This window comes from Streptomyces sp. NPDC028722 (assembly GCF_040637655.1).
In the GTDB taxonomy this organism is placed as follows: Bacteria; Actinomycetota; Actinomycetes; order Streptomycetales; family Streptomycetaceae; genus Streptomyces.
Genome location: NZ_JBEZWU010000001.1, coordinates 593,765 through 609,786, shown reverse-complemented (window position 1 = coordinate 609,786; position 16,022 = coordinate 593,765). Strand labels below are relative to the sequence as shown.

Sequence of the window (16,022 nt, the reverse complement as noted above, 5' to 3'; positions counted from 1 at the left end):
TTCGAGGGCTACCTGGCCAGCCGCCTGCTGGGCTGCTGACCCCGGCCGAACCGGCCACCCCGGCCCGCCCCTCCGCCCGAACCCGGGCGGAGGGGCGGGCCTCTGCGCTGCTCAGGCCGTCCGGCGGGTCCGCTGTCCGGGTCCGCGCGGGGGCCACACCCGGCCACCGGGCGACGTCCGGTCAACGATCGTAGAGTGAAGGCGTGTCCAGCCCTCACCGGCCCCGCGGCGACCGCCGCCGCGCCACCGAGGCGCGCATCCTCGACGGCGCGCGGGAGCTGTTCGCCGAGAAGGGGTTCGACCGCACCACCATCCGCGCGGTGGCGACCGCGGCGGGTGTCGACCCGGCTCTGGTCATGCAGTACTTCGGCTCGAAGCGCGAGCTGTTCACCCGGGTCGCGCAGACGCTCCCCGCGCTGCCGGCGGCCGCCGGCACCGACGCGCTCGTCGAACAGCTGCTGGCCACGGTCGGCCCCGGACTCGGCGGCCTCCCCGAGGGCGCGGTGGCGATGATGCGGTCCATGCTCACCGACCCGGCAGCCGCCGACCAGGTCCGTGACACCCTCGGCCGGCAGATCGACACCGTCGCCGCCGCCCTGCCCGCGGGCGCGGACCCCGAGCTGCGTGCCGCGCTGGTCGTCACGACCCTGCTGGGCGTCACCGTCGGCCGGCAGTTCCTCGGCCTGCCCCCGCTGAAGGACGCCCCGGCCGACCGCACGGCCGCGCTGCTCCGGCCGGCCCTCAAAGCGCTGGCGGAACCGCGGGAGCGGTGACGCGCCGGCCGCCGGCACCGGGAGCCGGTGACGGCGGCCGAACGGTCGGGTCAACGGCCCTGGAGCGCCTTGACGTTGTCACCGAACGTCCAGTTCTTCGACCCGTCCCAGTTGAGCGACCACGTCATCAGGCCCTTGAGCGAGGTGCCGTAGTGCTTCCACGCCTGGGAGACCAGGGAGGGGGACATGTAGCCGCCGCCCGCGCCGGACTGGGCGGGCAGCCCCGGGACCTGCTTGTCGTAGGGCACCCTGATCGTCGTGCCCTGCACCACCAGGCCCTTGTTCAGGCAGTCGGTCTGCGCGGTGAAGCCCTGCACCGTGCCCGCCGAGTAGGAGTCGCCGGAGCAGCCGTACATGCTGCCGTTGTAGTACTGCATGTTCAGCCACCACAGGCGGCCGTTGTCCGCGTACTTCTTGATGACCGGCAGGTACGCGCCCCAGATCGAGCCGTAGGTGATGCTGCCGCCGGTGACGTACGCGGTCTCCGGGGCCATGGTCAGGCCGAAGTTGGACGGCATCTGGGCGAGGATGCCGTCGATGATGCGGATCAGGTTCGCCTGGGAGGCGGAGAGCTGCCCGATGTTCCCGCTGCCCGTGAGGCCCGTCTCGATGTCGATGTCGATGCCGTCGAAGTTGTACTTCTTCAGGATCGGCACGACGGTCGACACGAAGCGGTCGGCGACCGTCGAGGACGACAGGTCGATGCCGGCCGCCGCGCCGCCGATGGAGAGCAGGATCGTCTGCCCGGACGCCTTCGCCTGGCACATCTCGGCGGGCGTGGCCACCTTCACGCCGGAGTCCATGCCGTCCTCCCACAGGGCCGTGCCGTCCGAACGGATCACCGGGAAGGCCGCGTTGATCACGTTGTAGCCGTGGGCGGGGATGCGGGAGTCGGTGATCGGGGTCCAGCCGAAGGGCGGGTGGACGCCGTTGGCGGCGCCGTCCCAGTTCTCCCAGTAGCCCTGGAGCACCTTGCCCGCCGGCCGCGACTTCACCGCGCAGGTGTCGGCGGTGGCGGTGGTGGGGGCGGCGGAGGCGGCCGGCGCGGTGGCGGCGGCGAGCGGAGCCAGGACGGCCGTGGTGACGGCGGCGGTGAGCAGGCGCAACGTGCGGCGGAGCATGCGGTCCTCCCGGTGGGGTGCGGTGAGGTGGTGCGGTGCGGTGGGGGTGCGGTGGGGGTGCGGCGGAATGTCGTAGGCATGACAGTCGGGGGTTACGACAGTGCGTCTGGTCCAGACCTTTCGTCAAGAGGTCTGGACCAGATGCCTGAGGGGAGAGGGAGCCGGAAGGGCGATGGCGCGACGGCTGACACCTGACAACAAGTAACAGATGACAGAAATTGAAATCTGTCATTTGTCATGGCAAGGTGGCGGCATGACGCTGCGAACCCGAAACCTCGGCACCACCGGTCCCCAGGCCTCCGCCCTCGGCCTGGGCTGCATGGGCATGTCCGCGCTCTACGGCGACGCCGACCGCGCGGAGTCCGTCGCGACCGTCCACGCCGCACTGGAAGCGGGCGTCACCCTGCTCGACACCGGCGACTTCTACGCCATGGGCCACAACGAGATGCTCGTCGGCGAGGCGCTGCGCACAGCCCCGCCGGCCCGCCGCGAACAGGCCCTGGTCAGCGTGAAGTTCGGCGCCCTGCGCGACCCGGACGGCAACTGGAGCGGCTACGACGGCCGCCCCGCCGCCGTCCGCAACTTCGCCGCCTACTCCCTCCAGCGCCTGGGCGTCGACCACATCGACGTCTACCGCATCGCCCGCCTCGACCCGGACGTGCCGATCGAGGAGACCGTCGGCGCCATCGCCGAACTGATCGAGAAGGGGTACGTCCGGCACGTCGGCCTCAGCGAGGTCGGCGCCGAGACCGTCCGGCGGGCCGCCGCCACCGCCCCGATCGCCGACCTCCAGATCGAGTACTCGCTCCTGTCGCGCGGCATCGAGCAGGACATCCTGGCCACCACCCGCGAACTGGGCATCGGCATCACCGCGTACGGCGTGCTCTCCCGCGGACTCATCTCCGGCCACTTCTCCCGCGACCGGCAGCTGGCCGCGAACGACTTCCGCGCCCACGCGCCCCGCTTCCAGGGCGACAACCTCCGGCACAACCTCGACCTGGTCGACGCCCTCCGTGAGATCGCCGGGCGGAAGGACGCCACCGTCGCGCAGATCGCCATCGCCTGGGTCCTCTCCCGCGGCGAGGACATCGTGCCGCTGATCGGTGCCCGCACCCGCGAGCGGCTGACCGAATCCCTGGGCGCCCTCGACGTCGCCCTGGACGCGGCCGACCTCGCGGCCATCGAGGAGGCGATCCCGGCGGACGCGGCGGCCGGCGAGCGCTACCCGGCCGCGCAGATGGCACACCTCGACAGCGAGCGCTGAATCCCCCGGCGGGTACGGTCTAGAGCATGCCACCGACCAGCGAGATCCTGACCGCCGAGCGCATCCTCGAGGCGACCGAGGAGGTGCTGCGCCGGCACGGCCCGGCCAAGGCCACCGTGGTCGACGTGGCCCGCGCGCTCGGCGTCAGCCACGGCAGCGTCTACCGGCACTTCCGGACCAAGGCGGCGCTGCGCGAAGCGGTCACGAAGCGGTGGCTGGACCGTACGTGCCGGTCGCTCGCCGGCACCGCCGCCGAGGACCGCGACCCGGAGGCGCGGCTGCGCGCCTGGCTCACGGAACTGTTCGACGCCAAACGCCGCAAGGCGCACGACGATCCCGAACTGTTCGCGACGTACGGGGTGCTGGCGACGGAGAACGGGACGGTGGTCGGGCAGCACATAGCCGATCTGACCGCCCAGCTGACCGGGATCATCACCGCCGGGACCGCGTCGGACGTCTTCTGGGTGCCCGACCCGGCCGCCGCGGCCCGCGCCGTCTTCCAGGCCACCAGCCGCTTCCACGACCCCTGCCACGCGGGGGAGTGGCGGCGCCCCGGCGCCGAGGAGGAGTTCCAGGCCGTGGTGAACCTGCTGGTACGCGGCCTGTCGACACCCGGCACGCGGTGACCCGGCAGAAGGTGAGCCGTCACGCCGGCGCAGCTCGCCGTTCGCAGAGCTGGTGCGCAGGACCTTCGGTCGCCGGGTCGCGGCTTCACGAGCTCATTGCTCGTCCACCCGACCGTTCAGATGAAAGAGAAGCCACTCCAGCCGACCCGCCGTGACTCCCAGGGACGCGGCCCAGCCGTGCACGGAGCTGACGTAGGTGGCGTAGCGGGTGGGCCAGTGGTGAGTGCCGGCCGCCTGCCAACTGGACCACCCGAGGGCGTTCAGCGAACGAAAGACCCGGTCGTCGAGGATCAGGGCCCGGTCACACGTGGCGTCGCGGTCGTCCACGGCCGCGAACCACTTGGTGAAGAAGGACCGCCCCACTCCCCTGATCACGAACTGCCGGTAGGCCCTGCTCAGGTCGCCCCTCCGGACCGTTTCGCGCGTGGTCCGCAGGACGGTGGGCAGGCGCGGGTCGCACAGGGCCGCTTCGGTGTACCGCGGCCCGCGTCCGTTGGTGGTGCCCGAACCCCAGATCATGACGGCCACGAACAGGTCGCGCAGGCCGTCGGGATCGTCGTCTCCGACGCGGTCACGGAGGAGAGCCAGGTCGCCGCGGCCGACGAGACGGTCACCGCTCGGCCTGCCTTCAGCCCTGACGCCGATGTCGAGCACGTGTTCCGCCCCGTGCGGCTCCAACCGTGAGCGCCACGTCCCTGGACGGAAGCGCACGGGCTCCTGTGCGCAATCCCCGTGGCGGACGACAAGTTCCCGAAGCTGCTCCATGAGGTTCCCCCTGGCCGTGACGGCGGCGTTCCTTCGTGGGCCACAGCGTAGGGGGACACTCCGAGAGGACATGCCTGTCCGCGTCGACGGACGTACCAGCCCACTGCCGGCAGTCACCACCGGTGGCTGTGGCGGCCGGGCACCTTCTAGGCTCTGGCCCCATGACGGCGACGCATACCTACGACGTGACGGTCGAGTGGACGGGCAACCTCGGGGCGGGGACGGACGGTTACCGGTCCTTCAGCCGGGATCACGAGGTGCTGGCGGACGGCAAGGCCGGGATCGCCGCCTCCTCGGATCCCGCGTTCCGCGGGGACCCCGCGCGGTGGAACCCCGAGGAACTGCTCGTGGCCTCCGTCGCGCAGTGCCACATGCTCTGGTACCTCCACCTGTGCGCTGTCGGCGGAGTCACCGTGACCGACTACGAGGATCACGCCCACGGGGTCATGACCATGGACGAGAGCGGCGGTGGGGGCCGGATCACGGAGGTCGTCCTGCGTCCCGAGGTGACGGTCGCCGACGCGTCGATGGTGGAGAAGGCCCGCTCGCTGCACGGCGACGTACCCGCCGTGTGCTTCATCGCCCGCTCGGTGAACTTCCCCATCACCCACAGCCCCGTCATGCGTGTCCAGGAGAGCTGAGGAACATTCCGGCAGCCCGCGGCGCACGACCCGCAGGAGTGGACCGGCCGCGACTCCGTCCACGAAGCACCGGAGCCGGAGCCGGAGCCGGAGCCGGGCCGGGGCTCAGGCTCGGCCCGGAACTCCCACCGGCTCGCGTGCTTCCGCCGGCTCCAGGTCGCCGGCCGTGCGTTCGGCGGTGCGGCGGGCCCACCGGCCGCTGGTCAGCAGGCCGAGGACCAGGACGGCCAGGCCGCAGCCGGCGAGAATCCACCAGCCGGGGCGGGCCGCGGAGACGAACGTGTGCCGGTACGACGACGAGCCGATGCCGGACGCCAGGACCGCGCCGATCACCGCGACGCCGAGCGTCTGGCCCAGCTGCCGGCTGGTGGAGGCGACGGCCGCGGCGACACCGGCCTGCGCCCGGGGCATGCCCGAGACGGCCGTGTTGGTGATGGGCGCGTTCACGAAGCCGAAGCCGATGCCGAAGAGGACGTAGCCGGCCAGGCGGGTGGCGTCGGTGGTCTGCGCGTCGAACGCGGCGAACAGGACGGCGCTCGCGGTCATCGCCGTACCGGCCACCAGGAGGGGCAGGCGGGGGCCGCGGCTGCCGACCAGGCGGCCGGACAGGGGCGCGCACAGGAACGTCGGCACGGCCATCGGGAGCATCCACAGGCCGGCGTGCAGCGCGTCCAGGCCGTGGACGTTCTGGAGGTACAGGGTGGACAGGAACAGGAAGCCGCCCAGGGCCGCGAACGCGCTGATCGCTATCACGGTGGCCCCGCTGAACGGCGCCGAGCGGAAGAAGCGCAGGTCGATGAGGGGTTCGTCGCGCCGGGGCTCGTACCTGAGCAGGGCCAGCAGGGCCGCCACGGCGATCACGGCGAACGGCACCACCGTGCCGGCGCCCGCGTCCGGCGCCTCGATGATCGCGTACGTCAGCGAGCCGAACAGGGCGATCACCAGCAGCTGGCCGACCGGGTCGGGGCGGCGGGCCCTGGGCGCGCGGGACTCGGGGACGAAGCGGAGGGTGAGCAGGAGGGCGGCGAGGCCGACGGGGAGGTTGACCCAGAAGATCGCGCGCCAGCTCACCGACTGCACCAGCAGGCCGCCGACCAGTGGGCCGGCCGCCATGGAGATGCCGACCACGGCGCCCCACACGCCGATCGCGCGGGCGCGTTCCCGGGCGTCGGTGAAGGTGTTGGTGATGATCGACATGGCGACCGGGTTGAGCATCGAGCCGCCCACCGCCTGGACCATGCGGAACACGATGAGGAGTTCCAGGTTCGGGGCGAGGGAGCAGAGCAGCGAGCCGATGGAGAACACCACCAGGCCGGCCATGAAGACGCGTTTGCGGCCGATGCGGTCGGCGGTGGAGCCGGCGAGCATGAGCAGGGAGGCCAGGACGAGCGTGTACGCGTCGATCGTCCACTGGAGACCGGACGTGGCGGCGTGCAGATCGCGCTGCATGGAGGGCAGCGCCACGTTCAGCGCGGTGTTGTCGAGGCTCACGATCAGCAGGCTCATGCAGCAGATCGCGAGCACGAGCAGACGTCGGCGATGGCTCAGCTCGGGCATGCGCTCCATCGTACGCCGAACTCGATAGTGCGGCTAACTAATGAGACATACATCGAGCGGTGCGTCGTCTCCCGCCGCCCGGGTGGCCTCGGCTCCCGTTCAGTCCGGCACCCGGGGCAGCCGCAGGCCGAGCACGCCCAGCCCCACCAGGCCCGCCATCTGCACCGACAGCACCACCGCGAGCGCCTGCGGCATGCCTGGACCGGGGACCAGGGACAGGAACAGCGAGCCGAGCGTCGCCACCCCGAGGGCCAGGCACGACTGCTGGAGCGTGGCCGCCAGACCACTGCCCGCGCCCGCCAGCCGGGCCGGGACCGCCGCCAGCAGGAACCGGTAGTACAGGGGCAGCTCGAGCCCCTGGCCCGCGCCGCACAGCACCAGGCCGGGCGCGAGAAGCAGCGGACTCAGCCGCGGCCAGTCACCGAGCAGCACGGTGGCCGTGACCGTCGCCAGGCCCGCGAGGTGCACCACCGCCGCCAGAGTCACCGCCCGCCCGCCGAACCGCCGCACCGCGCGCGGCGCCAGCATCGACGCGGCGAACTGCGCCACACCCATCGGCACCAGCGTCAGCCCCGCCCGCAATGCCCCGTACCCGAGGCCCTGTTGCAGCGTGACCGCGCTCACGAACATCCAGCCCGCGAAGCCGGTGAACACCGGCAGCCCCAGCAGCAGCCCCCGGCGGATCTCCGGGGCGGCCGACAGGGACGGTGGCAGCAGCGGGCTCCCGCCGGCCAGCTCACCGCGCCGCTCCACCGCGTGGAACACCCCGGCCAGTACCGGGGCGGCGCACAGCAGCAGCACCGACCACAGCGGCCAGCCGGCGGCCCGGCCCTCGGTCAGCGGCAGCAGCAGCGCGGTCAGCGTGGCCGCCAGCAGTGCCGTACCGGCGAGGTCCCCGTGCGCGGGCCGCGCCGCCCGGCTCTCCGGCACCGTACGCAGCGCACACCCGAAGGCCGCCACCGCGACCGGCACGTTCACCAGGAACACCGCACGCCAGCCCGTGCCCGCCAGGTCGGCGGCGACCAGCACCCCGCCCAGCACCTGTCCGAGCACCACCGACACGCCGCCGACCGAGCCGTACAGGGCGACCGCGCGGGCCCGCCGCTCACCGGACGTCGTGGCGTGCAGGGTGGCCAGCACCTGCGGCAGCAGCGCCGCCGACGCGGCCCCCTGGGCGGCCCGCGCGGCCACCAGCCACCACGCGCCGGGCGCCAGCCCGCAGGCCAGCGAGGTCAGCCCGAAGCCGGCCACGCCCCACAGGAACAGCCGGCGTCGGCCGTGGCCGTCGCCGAGCCGCCCACCGAGGACGAGAAGGACGGCGTACGCCACCGCGTAAGCCGCCACGACCATCTCCAGCGTCGCCGCGGAAGCGTGCAGATCGCTCCCGATCGCCGGCAGGGCGACGTTGACGACGAAGAAGTCGATCATCGGGAGCGCGCTGCCGAGGAGGAGGGTGAACAGGCCCAGCGGTCCCAGGGGCCGGGGCGGGGCGCCGGTCGTCGCGGAGGTCATTGTCGTGGTCACGTCCCCGACTGTGGGGAAGCGCCCAGCGGTGTACCAGACGGTGCTCATCCAGGTACCGGCACCAACTGGAACCGGGGTACGGCGGCACGGCACCCTGGGTGCCATGACCATCGCAGGGCCGGCGCACCCGGCGGAGCCCCGGACGAGGGGCGAGCACGTCCGGCGCCGGGAACTGGCCGCCTTCCTGCGCAGCCGGCGCGAACGCGTCAGCCCGGAGCAGGTCGGGCTGCCCCGTGGCCCGCGCCGGCGCACACCGGGCCTGCGCCGTGAGGAGGTCGCCCAGCTCTCCGCGGTCGGCGTCACCTGGTACACGTGGATCGAGCAGGGCCGCGCCGCGCACGTCTCCGCGCAGGTCCTCGACGCGGTCGCCCGCGCCCTGCTGATGGACCCCACCAAGCGGGCCCACCTCTTCGCCCTCGCCGGCACCGCCGACCCGCGCACCGACGCCGCGTGCCCGGTCGCCTCCGCAGGCGTGCTCAAGGTCGTGGAACGGCTCGCGCCCTACCCGGCCAGCCTCCAGAACGCCCGCTACGACCTCCTCGCCGCCAACCGTCCCTTCGCCCAGCTCTTCGGCGACCCCGCCGAGCTGCCCCCGGCCGAGCGGAACTGCGTGTGGCTGCTGGCCGTCAGCGAGCGCTGGAAGCGGGACTTCCTCGACCGGGACGAGATGCTGCGCGACATGATCGCCAAGTACCGGGCGGCCATGGCCGAGCACGTGGCCGAGCCCGCCTGGAAGTCGCAGTTGCACCGGTTGCTGGCGGCCTCCGCGGAGTTCCGCGAGCTGTGGGAGCGGCACGAGGTCGCGCCGATGTCCCCGCACGTCAAGCGGTACCGGCACCCGCAGGTCGGCCTGGTCCGGCTGGAGCACCGCAACATGTGGCTGGCCCCGCGGGCGCCGGCCCACCGCGTCGTCGCCTACCTGCCCGCCGACGAGGACAGCGAGGAGCGGCTGGAGCGGCTGGCGGCACTGGCGGACGGGTGACGCGCGCGGTGAGGGACAATGGGGGCTCGCCCTGTGCCGTACGTCCGTTCCGGAGCCCCGCGATGACCCACCCGCTGACCATCGGCCCGCACGCCGTCGTGCCGCCCGTCGTGCTCGCCCCCATGGCGGGGATCACCAACGCGCCCTTCCGCACGCTGTGCCGGGAGTTCAGCGGCGGCAAGGGCCTGTTCGTGAGCGAGATGATCACGACCCGGGCGCTGGTCGAGCGCAACGACAAGACGATGCAGCTGATCAGGTTCGACGCGAGCGAGCGGCCGCGCTCCCTCCAGCTGTACGGCGTCGACCCGGCGACCGTCGGCAAGGCCGTCCGCATGATCGCGGAGGAGGACCTCGCCGACCACATCGACCTGAACTTCGGCTGCCCCGTCCCGAAGGTCACGCGCAAGGGCGGCGGCTCGGCCCTGCCCTACAAGCGGAACCTGCTGCGGGCCATCCTGCGCGAGGCGGTCGCCGGCGCGGGGGACCTGCCGGTGACCATGAAGATGCGCAAGGGCATCGACGACGACCACATCACCTACCTCGACGCCGGACGCATCGCCGTCGAGGAGGGGGTCACCGCGATCGCCCTGCACGGCCGCACGGCCGCCCAGCACTACGGCGGCACCGCCGACTGGGACGCCATCGCCCGCCTGAAGGAGCACGTCCCGGAGATCCCCGTGCTCGGCAACGGTGACATCTGGTCCGCGCAGGACGCCCTGCGGATGGTGCGCGAGACGGGCTGCGACGGGGTGGTCGTGGGCCGCGGCTGTCTGGGGCGGCCGTGGCTGTTCGCGGACCTGGTGGCGGCGTTCGAGGGCCGCGACGACTTCCGCCGGCCGGTCCTGCGCGAAGTGGCCGACGTCATGGTGCGGCACGCCACCCTGCTCGGGGAGTGGCTCGGTGACGAGGCACGCGGTGTCGTCGACTTCCGCAAGCACGTGGCCTGGTACCTCAAGGGGTTCGCGGTCGGCTCCGAGATGCGCAAGCGGCTCGCGGTGACGTCCTCGCTGGCGGAGCTGCGGGCCGGCCTGGACGAGCTGGACCTCGGCCAGGGCTGGCCGACCGGCGCGGACGGGCCGCGCGGCCGTACGTCCGGCAACAACCGGGTGGTGCTGCCGGACGGCTGGCTGAAGGACCCGTACGACTGCTCGGGCGTGAGCGAGGACGCGGAAACTGACACGTCCGGCGGCTGATCAGCCCTTCTTCGGGTGCGGTGTGGAGCCGTAGGCCCTGAGGAAGCGGTCCCGGAAGGAACTCATCTTCCACACCGGGGCGTCGTGCGCGGGCCGCAGCCCGTCGGTCCAGCCCCAGCCGGCGACCTTGTCCAGCACCTTCGGATCCTTGGCGACGATCGAGACCGGCACGTCCCGGCTGGCGTGGTTGCCGCTGACCCGGGCGATGGGCTGGTGGTCGCCGAGGAACACCAGGACGGTGTCCTTGGTGCCGTACCGCTCCAGCCACTGGGTGAGCGCGGTCACCGAGTACTGCACCGACTTGCCGTACTCCTCGCGGGAGCGGGTGGTGTCGGCGATGACGTCCGCCGGGTCGTTGCCCGCCGCCTCGATGCCCTTGAAGACCGAGCCGTCACCCAGCCGGTCCCAGCCGACCATCTTCGGGATCGGCGCCCACGGCTGGTGGCTGGAGGTCAGGATGAGCAGTGACATCCGTGACCTGCCGTCGGCCGGCCGCTTGCTGTGCACCCGCTCCTGGTACTGCTGGAGGGCGTACTGGTCGGGCATGGTCGACCAGCTGAACTTCGGGCCCCGGTAGCCGAGCTGGAAGGCGTTGTAGACCTTGTCCAGGCCGTACCACTTCTGCTCCGGCCAGCCCTTCTGGACGCCCGGCATGACCCCGACCGTGTCGAACGCCCCGGTCTTCCTGAACGCCTCCGTCAGGCTGAGGTGGTCGCTGGCCATGACCGTGCGGTAGCGCTGCTGGTTGCTGATCCACAGGCCCGACATGGTGGTGGAGTGGCCGAGCCAGCTGCTGCCGCCGTAGGTCGCCGAGGTCAGCCAGCCGCTCTTCGCGTGGAAACCGGCCTTGGCGAGGGCCTTGGTGCGGGTGTCGAGGGTGGCGTCGACGCCCGGGGCCATGACCGGGTCCTCGATGGCGCTGCGGCCGTAGCTCTCGATGAACGTGAAGATCATGTCCTTGCCGCGCAGGCCGGGGACCAGCTGGCTGCCCGGGGTGTTCCCGAACGCGTCGACGCGGGCCACCTTCCGGAACTCCGCCTCGTCGCGCAGTGTGGCCGAGACCTGGCGGACCTGCGCCTTCAGCGCGGTGGCGGTGCGGTCGGCGGCGACCGGCACGCCGGCGACCTCCAGCCCGAGCGAGGAACACGTGATCCAGACGACCCCGGCGACCAGCGTGCCGCGGGTCGCGGCGCCGGTGTGCCGGGCGAGCAGGTTGCTCAGCCGGACCATGGCCAGCGCGGGCAGGACGAGGAGGAGCAGGACGGCGACGATCACCCCGGCCACGGCGGCCAGGGTCGTCGTGCGGCCGAGGGAGTCCTCCAGATACGACTCCGCGTCGCCGAACAGCTCCCAGTCGAGGATCACGTTGAAGCCGCGGCCCAGGTACTGGTTGAAGCCCATGTCGAGCGCGTTGAGCACGGTCATCGCCCCGAGCGCGACCCCGGACACCGCCGCCAGCACCACCCGGGGCCGGCGCGGCAGCGCGAGCAGCACGGCGGCCCCGACGACCGCCTCGGCGGGAATCCGCAGGAACTTCGCCGGCCCCAGCCCCACCACCTTGTCGGGCATCACGAGCGCGGCGACGACGAGGGCGGCGGCCAGCACCGTGACGGTGACGGACAGCGCCCGGGCGGCGGCCGGATGCTCCTCCCGCCACCGCTGTCGCCACGCCGACCAGAGGGTCCAGGGGCGGCGGAAGGGGCGCGGGACGGGTGCGGCCACCTCGGCGGCAACCGCCTCCTCGGCTGACTGGAGCGAGCTCATGCCCACCGTTACGGCCCACCGGGGACCGCCGTTCACGCCCGCCGGGCAAACACCTGGTCAACAGCGCGCGCCGGTCCCCCGGTGGTCCGTGCGCGCGCCGCCCCGCTCCTTCTCACGCACCCGCCGGGAGCGAGGGGGGAGTCCCGCCGCCCGCCGGGACGAGCCCCGGCCGACACCTCCCGCGGTCCGTCACCGCCGGCCCCCGCCGGGACACCTCCTCGCTCCCGGCGTGCGTGCGTCCGTCAGGCCCCCCGCTCCCGCACGCCCTCGTCTGCCGGAACACTCCCCGGTTCCCGCTCGTGCGCGCCCGCCGGGACCCATGTGGTCCGCCCCGCGTTCGGCCGTCCGCCGGCCTCCCCTCCCGTCCGCCGGCCCCCGTCCCCGCTCGCCCACCCGCCGGCAGGCGCTACGCGCCGCCGACCGCCGTCAGCAGGGCCAGTGGGGCCGCCGCCGAGCGGGCCTCCCGTACGCAGGCGTGCGGGTACGGCACCGGCTCGCTGTGCGTGTCCCGGCCGTACCCCGCCCACACCTCCGGCAGCCGGTGCCCGGTCGCCGCCGCCGCGTCGACCAGCGCGTGCGCGACCGTACGGGCCTCGTCGTGCAGCCCGTACCGCGCCAGCCCCAGCGTGATCAGCGCGTTGTCGTGCGGCCAGACCGAGCCGCGGTGATAGGACAGCGGGTGGTACGCCGGCTGTCCGGAGGCGACCGTGCGTACGCCCCAGCCGGAGAAGAAGTCGGGCTCCAGCAGCCGCCGGCCGACCACCTCCCCGTACTCCTTGTCCAGCAGTCCCGACCACAGCAGATGTCCGGCGTCGGACGCCAGCGCGTCGATGCGGCGGCCCTGCCCGTCCAGCGCGAGCGCCGGGAAGGAGTGCTCACGCATCCAGAAGTCGCGCTGGAACCGGTCGCGGAGGTCGGCCGCCGCCTGCTCCAGCAGCGCGGCGTACGTCTCGTCGGCCCACACCCCGCGTGCCACCGCGGCCGTGCGGCGCAGCGCGTCGTACGCGTAGCCCTGGGCGCCCGCCGCCATCACCGCGCCGCTGGGCCGGGTGCCGTCGGCGCAGCAGATCGCGCCGGGGGAGTCCTTCCAGTTCTGGTTGGCGAGGCCGCCCTCGTCGGCGCGGTAGACGAGGTAGCCGCGCGAGGTGAGGCCGCCGTGGTCGAGCATCCAGCCGACGGCGGCGCGCGCGTGCGGTTCCAGACGCCGGGCCAGGGCGGTGTCGCCGGTCCGCTCGACGTACGCGCCGAGCAGGATCAGGAACAGCGGGGTGGCGTCGACCGAGCCGTAGTAGCGGCCGTAGGGCACCTGTCCGAAGTGGGCCAGTTCGCCGTGCCGGACCTCGTGCACGATCTTGCCGGGCTGGGCGACCCGGGAGATGCCGCCGCCGGTCGCCTGGGTGGCGGCGAGGGCGAGGAGGGTGGCGGCGGCCGGCCGGGGGCGGTAGGGCAGGGCGAAGAGGGAGGCGAGGAGCGCGTCGCGGGCGATCAGAGTGAGGAACCAGGGGGCGCCGGCCGCCGGGACCCGCAGCTCCTCCCCGTCGGGCCCGCGCGCCGGGACCTGGAGCGCCGCCAGGTCGGCCAGGCCCCGGGCGCAGGCCGCCGCCAGCTCCGGCCAGCCGGTCGGGAAGGCGACCCCCTCCATGAACTCGCCCTCCAGCTCCAGCATCTGCGCGTGCACGGCGGCCGGGTCCCGGGGCACGCGCAGGGCCCGCTTCTCGCCGTGCGGCCGGGCGATCACCCGCAGCACCAGCTCCGTCGTGCCGTGCGGTGCGAGGCCGAGGGTCCACACCAGTCGGCGGGCGCCGGTGCCGGTCTCCTCCACGGAGTCGGGGGGCGGGTCGGCGGTGATCGTCGTACTGGAGCGCCACTCGGCGCGCCGGTAGGTGAACTCGATGCCGTCGTCGAGGATCTCGCGGGAGCGTACGGCACCGGCCTTGACGTAGGTGCGGTGGTCGGAGCGGAGTTCGAACTGGTCGGTGAAGTCGGCGTCGACGGTGAGCGCGAGCCGTACGGTGGTGGCCACCGGGCGGTTGCTGGTCACCTTCACCGAGTCCACCAACGAGCTGTCCCCGACCGCCTGTTCACGGAAGAGGGTGTGGGCCGGCGGTTCCTGCCGGCCCACGCGGGGGACCAGCACGCAGCGGGCCGCGTCCCCGTCCGTGACCGGCGCGAGCACCTCGGGCACCGCGCCGTCGACGGTGAGCTGCCAGCGGCTGAGATGCCGGGCGTCCCGGACGAACAGGCCGTCCGGCACGCACCCGCCCCGCACTCCGCCGATGTCACCCCGGTCACCCACGGCGGCGAACGTCGCACCGTGCACGAGCAGATGATGCCGTTCCGTCATCTCCGGTCCCCTCCCTTGTCACTCCTGTCGAACGCGCCACTGCCCGTCGGGGACACGCCCGGTTCCGGGCGGTCCGCGGCCAGCAGGTCGAGCGCGAGCGCGGCGGTCCAGCCGAAGCCGGTCGCACCGCAGGCCTCACCGGTGAACGGATCGACGTACTCGGCGAACCCGGAGGCGTCGGCCAGCCGCACCACGGCCGCGCGCAGGGCGTCGGCCGCCGCCGTCTCGCCGTGCGTCCGCAGCCCGCGCTCCACCAGCCAGCCGGTGTTGAACCAGGCCGGGCCGCGCCAGTACCGGCGCGGGTCGAACGCCTCGCCGAGGAGGTCGTAGCTGGGCACGAGCCGGGTGCGGTCGCCGAACGAGAAGTGCGGCCCGCGCAGGGTGCGGACGAGCGCGGCGGCGATGTCGCGGGGCAGGCCCGGCAGCAGCAGCGGGACCAGGCCGGAGACCCCGCGCTCGGCGACGAGGCCCCCGCCCCGCAGGTCCCGGCAGCGGAACATCCCGGCCCGAGGGTCCCACAGCCGCTCCACCAGCGCCGCCGTCAGCCGTTCGGCGCGGGCGTACCGGCCGGTGCCGGCCGCGCCCAGTTCCCCGGCGATCCGGGCGAGGGCGTACTCGGAGGCGATGAGCAGCGCGTTGAACGACGGGTCCTCGACGGCGAACTCCCCGTCCTCCCGGGTGTATCCGCGGTCCCGGTAGTCGGCGGCCAGCCGCACGTACCGCCCGTAGTCCAGGTCCGTCGGCCGGTCCCCGGGCGCGCCGTGGTCGAGGTCGGCGCGGCGGAAGGAGCGGGCCGGGGCCGGGGTGATCCGGGCGAGCGGGGCGTCCCAGCAGGGGCTGTTGTCCATGCCCTGCTCCCAGGGGTGGACGACGGACACCAGGCCGCCGCCGCCCAGGTCCCGCCGGTGGAGCAGATACCGGTGCCAGGCGGCCAGCCGCGGGTGGAGCCGGGCCAGGAAGCCGCGGGCCCGGGAGAGCACGGGGTCGGCGCGGTGCACCAGCCAGGCCGCCAGCGCGTGCACGGGTGGCTGCACGATCCCGGACGTCTGTACGGTGCGCGGGGCGCCCGCGGCGCGCCCGGCGGTGGCGGAGCGCCAGAAGTCGGGGCTCGGGAAGTACGCGCCGAACGGTACGGAGGGGTTGAACACGATGTGCGGGACGCGCCCGTCGGCCCACTGGGCCGTCAGGAGCGTCTCCAGTTCGGTCTGGGCGCGCAGCGGCGAGATGTGCCGCAGCCCGACGGCGATGAACGCCGAGTCCCAGGACCACTGGTGCGGATACAGGTTGCGGGACGGGACCGTCGAGCTGCCCGTCCAGTTGGCGTCCAGCACCCGGGCCGCTCTGACGTGCACGGACGCCGCCGAGTCGGGCGGATCGTATGCGATCCCGCCGGGTGCGGGACGGGCTGTGAGCTGGGCAGTGCGATCCACTCGGGACTCCCCGAAGACGTCCGGCCGACCGGGTTTGG

At 73.4% G+C, this 16,022-nt stretch carries 13 protein-coding genes; 6 read left to right on the top strand and 7 right to left on the bottom strand.

Annotated elements, in window-relative coordinates; all coding sequences use genetic code 11:
- The first annotated feature begins 203 nt into the window (after window positions 1-203).
- Complete coding sequence (locus tag AB0F03_RS02695; RefSeq protein ID WP_361985783.1) at window positions 204-773, top strand: TetR family transcriptional regulator; 570 nt, start codon at window positions 204-206, stop codon at window positions 771-773.
- A gap of 50 nt (window positions 774-823) precedes the next feature.
- Here AB0F03_RS02695 and AB0F03_RS02690 read toward each other — a convergent pair whose 3' ends face one another.
- Complete coding sequence (locus AB0F03_RS02690) at window positions 824-1,894, bottom strand: chitinase (protein ID WP_361985780.1); 1,071 nt, start codon at window positions 1,892-1,894, stop codon at window positions 824-826.
- Window positions 1,895-2,147: 253 nt separating this feature from the next.
- Between AB0F03_RS02690 and AB0F03_RS02685 the strand changes: the two genes are divergently transcribed.
- Together AB0F03_RS02685 and AB0F03_RS02680 are read left to right on the top strand one after the other, a co-directional pair.
- On the top strand, window positions 2,148-3,158 hold the full coding sequence (locus AB0F03_RS02685) for an aldo/keto reductase (RefSeq protein ID WP_361985777.1): 1,011 nt from the start codon (window positions 2,148-2,150) through the stop codon (window positions 3,156-3,158).
- 26 nt (window positions 3,159-3,184) lie between these two features.
- Window positions 3,185-3,784 (top strand): TetR/AcrR family transcriptional regulator, encoded by a 600-nt coding sequence (locus AB0F03_RS02680; RefSeq protein ID WP_361985774.1) that lies wholly within the window; start codon window positions 3,185-3,187, stop codon window positions 3,782-3,784.
- A 93-nt stretch (window positions 3,785-3,877) separates the two neighbouring features.
- Here the strand turns inward: AB0F03_RS02680 and AB0F03_RS02675 are convergent, their stop codons facing one another.
- Complete coding sequence (locus AB0F03_RS02675) at window positions 3,878-4,549, bottom strand: hypothetical protein (RefSeq protein WP_361985771.1); 672 nt, start codon at window positions 4,547-4,549, stop codon at window positions 3,878-3,880.
- Window positions 4,550-4,710: 161 nt separating this feature from the next.
- Between AB0F03_RS02675 and AB0F03_RS02670 the strand changes: the two genes are divergently transcribed.
- A complete protein-coding gene (locus AB0F03_RS02670) occupies window positions 4,711-5,190 on the top strand; it encodes an OsmC family protein (RefSeq protein WP_361985768.1) in 480 nt (159 codons plus the stop codon).
- A gap of 105 nt (window positions 5,191-5,295) precedes the next feature.
- Here AB0F03_RS02670 and AB0F03_RS02665 read toward each other — a convergent pair whose 3' ends face one another.
- Window positions 5,296-6,747: an MFS transporter gene (locus AB0F03_RS02665; RefSeq protein WP_361985765.1), complete on the bottom strand. Its 1,452-nt coding sequence runs from the start codon at window positions 6,745-6,747 to the stop codon at window positions 5,296-5,298.
- 99 nt (window positions 6,748-6,846) lie between these two features.
- Window positions 6,847-8,259 carry an MFS transporter gene (locus tag AB0F03_RS02660; protein ID WP_361985836.1) on the bottom strand — a complete coding sequence of 471 codons (1,413 nt, stop codon included), beginning with the start codon at window positions 8,257-8,259 and terminating at the stop codon, window positions 6,847-6,849.
- Between the two features lie 115 nt (window positions 8,260-8,374).
- Here AB0F03_RS02660 and AB0F03_RS02655 point away from each other — a divergent pair, with 115 nt between their 5' ends.
- Together AB0F03_RS02655 and dusB are read left to right on the top strand one after the other, a co-directional pair.
- A complete protein-coding gene (locus tag AB0F03_RS02655; RefSeq protein ID WP_361985763.1) occupies window positions 8,375-9,253 on the top strand; it encodes a helix-turn-helix transcriptional regulator in 879 nt (292 codons plus the stop codon).
- Window positions 9,254-9,315: 62 nt separating this feature from the next.
- Complete coding sequence (gene dusB / locus AB0F03_RS02650) at window positions 9,316-10,446, top strand: tRNA dihydrouridine synthase DusB (RefSeq protein WP_361985760.1); 1,131 nt, start codon at window positions 9,316-9,318, stop codon at window positions 10,444-10,446.
- On the opposite strand, the gene AB0F03_RS02645 is transcribed toward dusB, so the two are convergent.
- From AB0F03_RS02645 to AB0F03_RS02635, 3 genes are all read right to left on the bottom strand, one after another.
- Window positions 10,447-12,015: a CDP-alcohol phosphatidyltransferase gene (locus AB0F03_RS02645; protein WP_361985834.1), complete on the bottom strand. Its 1,569-nt coding sequence runs from the start codon at window positions 12,013-12,015 to the stop codon at window positions 10,447-10,449.
- 601 nt (window positions 12,016-12,616) lie between these two features.
- Entirely contained in the window at window positions 12,617-14,554 is a 1,938-nt protein-coding gene (locus tag AB0F03_RS02640) for a glycogen debranching N-terminal domain-containing protein (RefSeq protein ID WP_361985757.1), read from the bottom strand.
- On the bottom strand, window positions 14,551-15,984 hold the full coding sequence (locus AB0F03_RS02635) for a hypothetical protein (RefSeq protein ID WP_361985754.1): 1,434 nt from the start codon (window positions 15,982-15,984) through the stop codon (window positions 14,551-14,553). The genes AB0F03_RS02640 and AB0F03_RS02635 overlap by 4 nt, the downstream gene beginning before the upstream one ends.
- Between the last annotated feature and the right edge of the window lie 38 nt (window positions 15,985-16,022).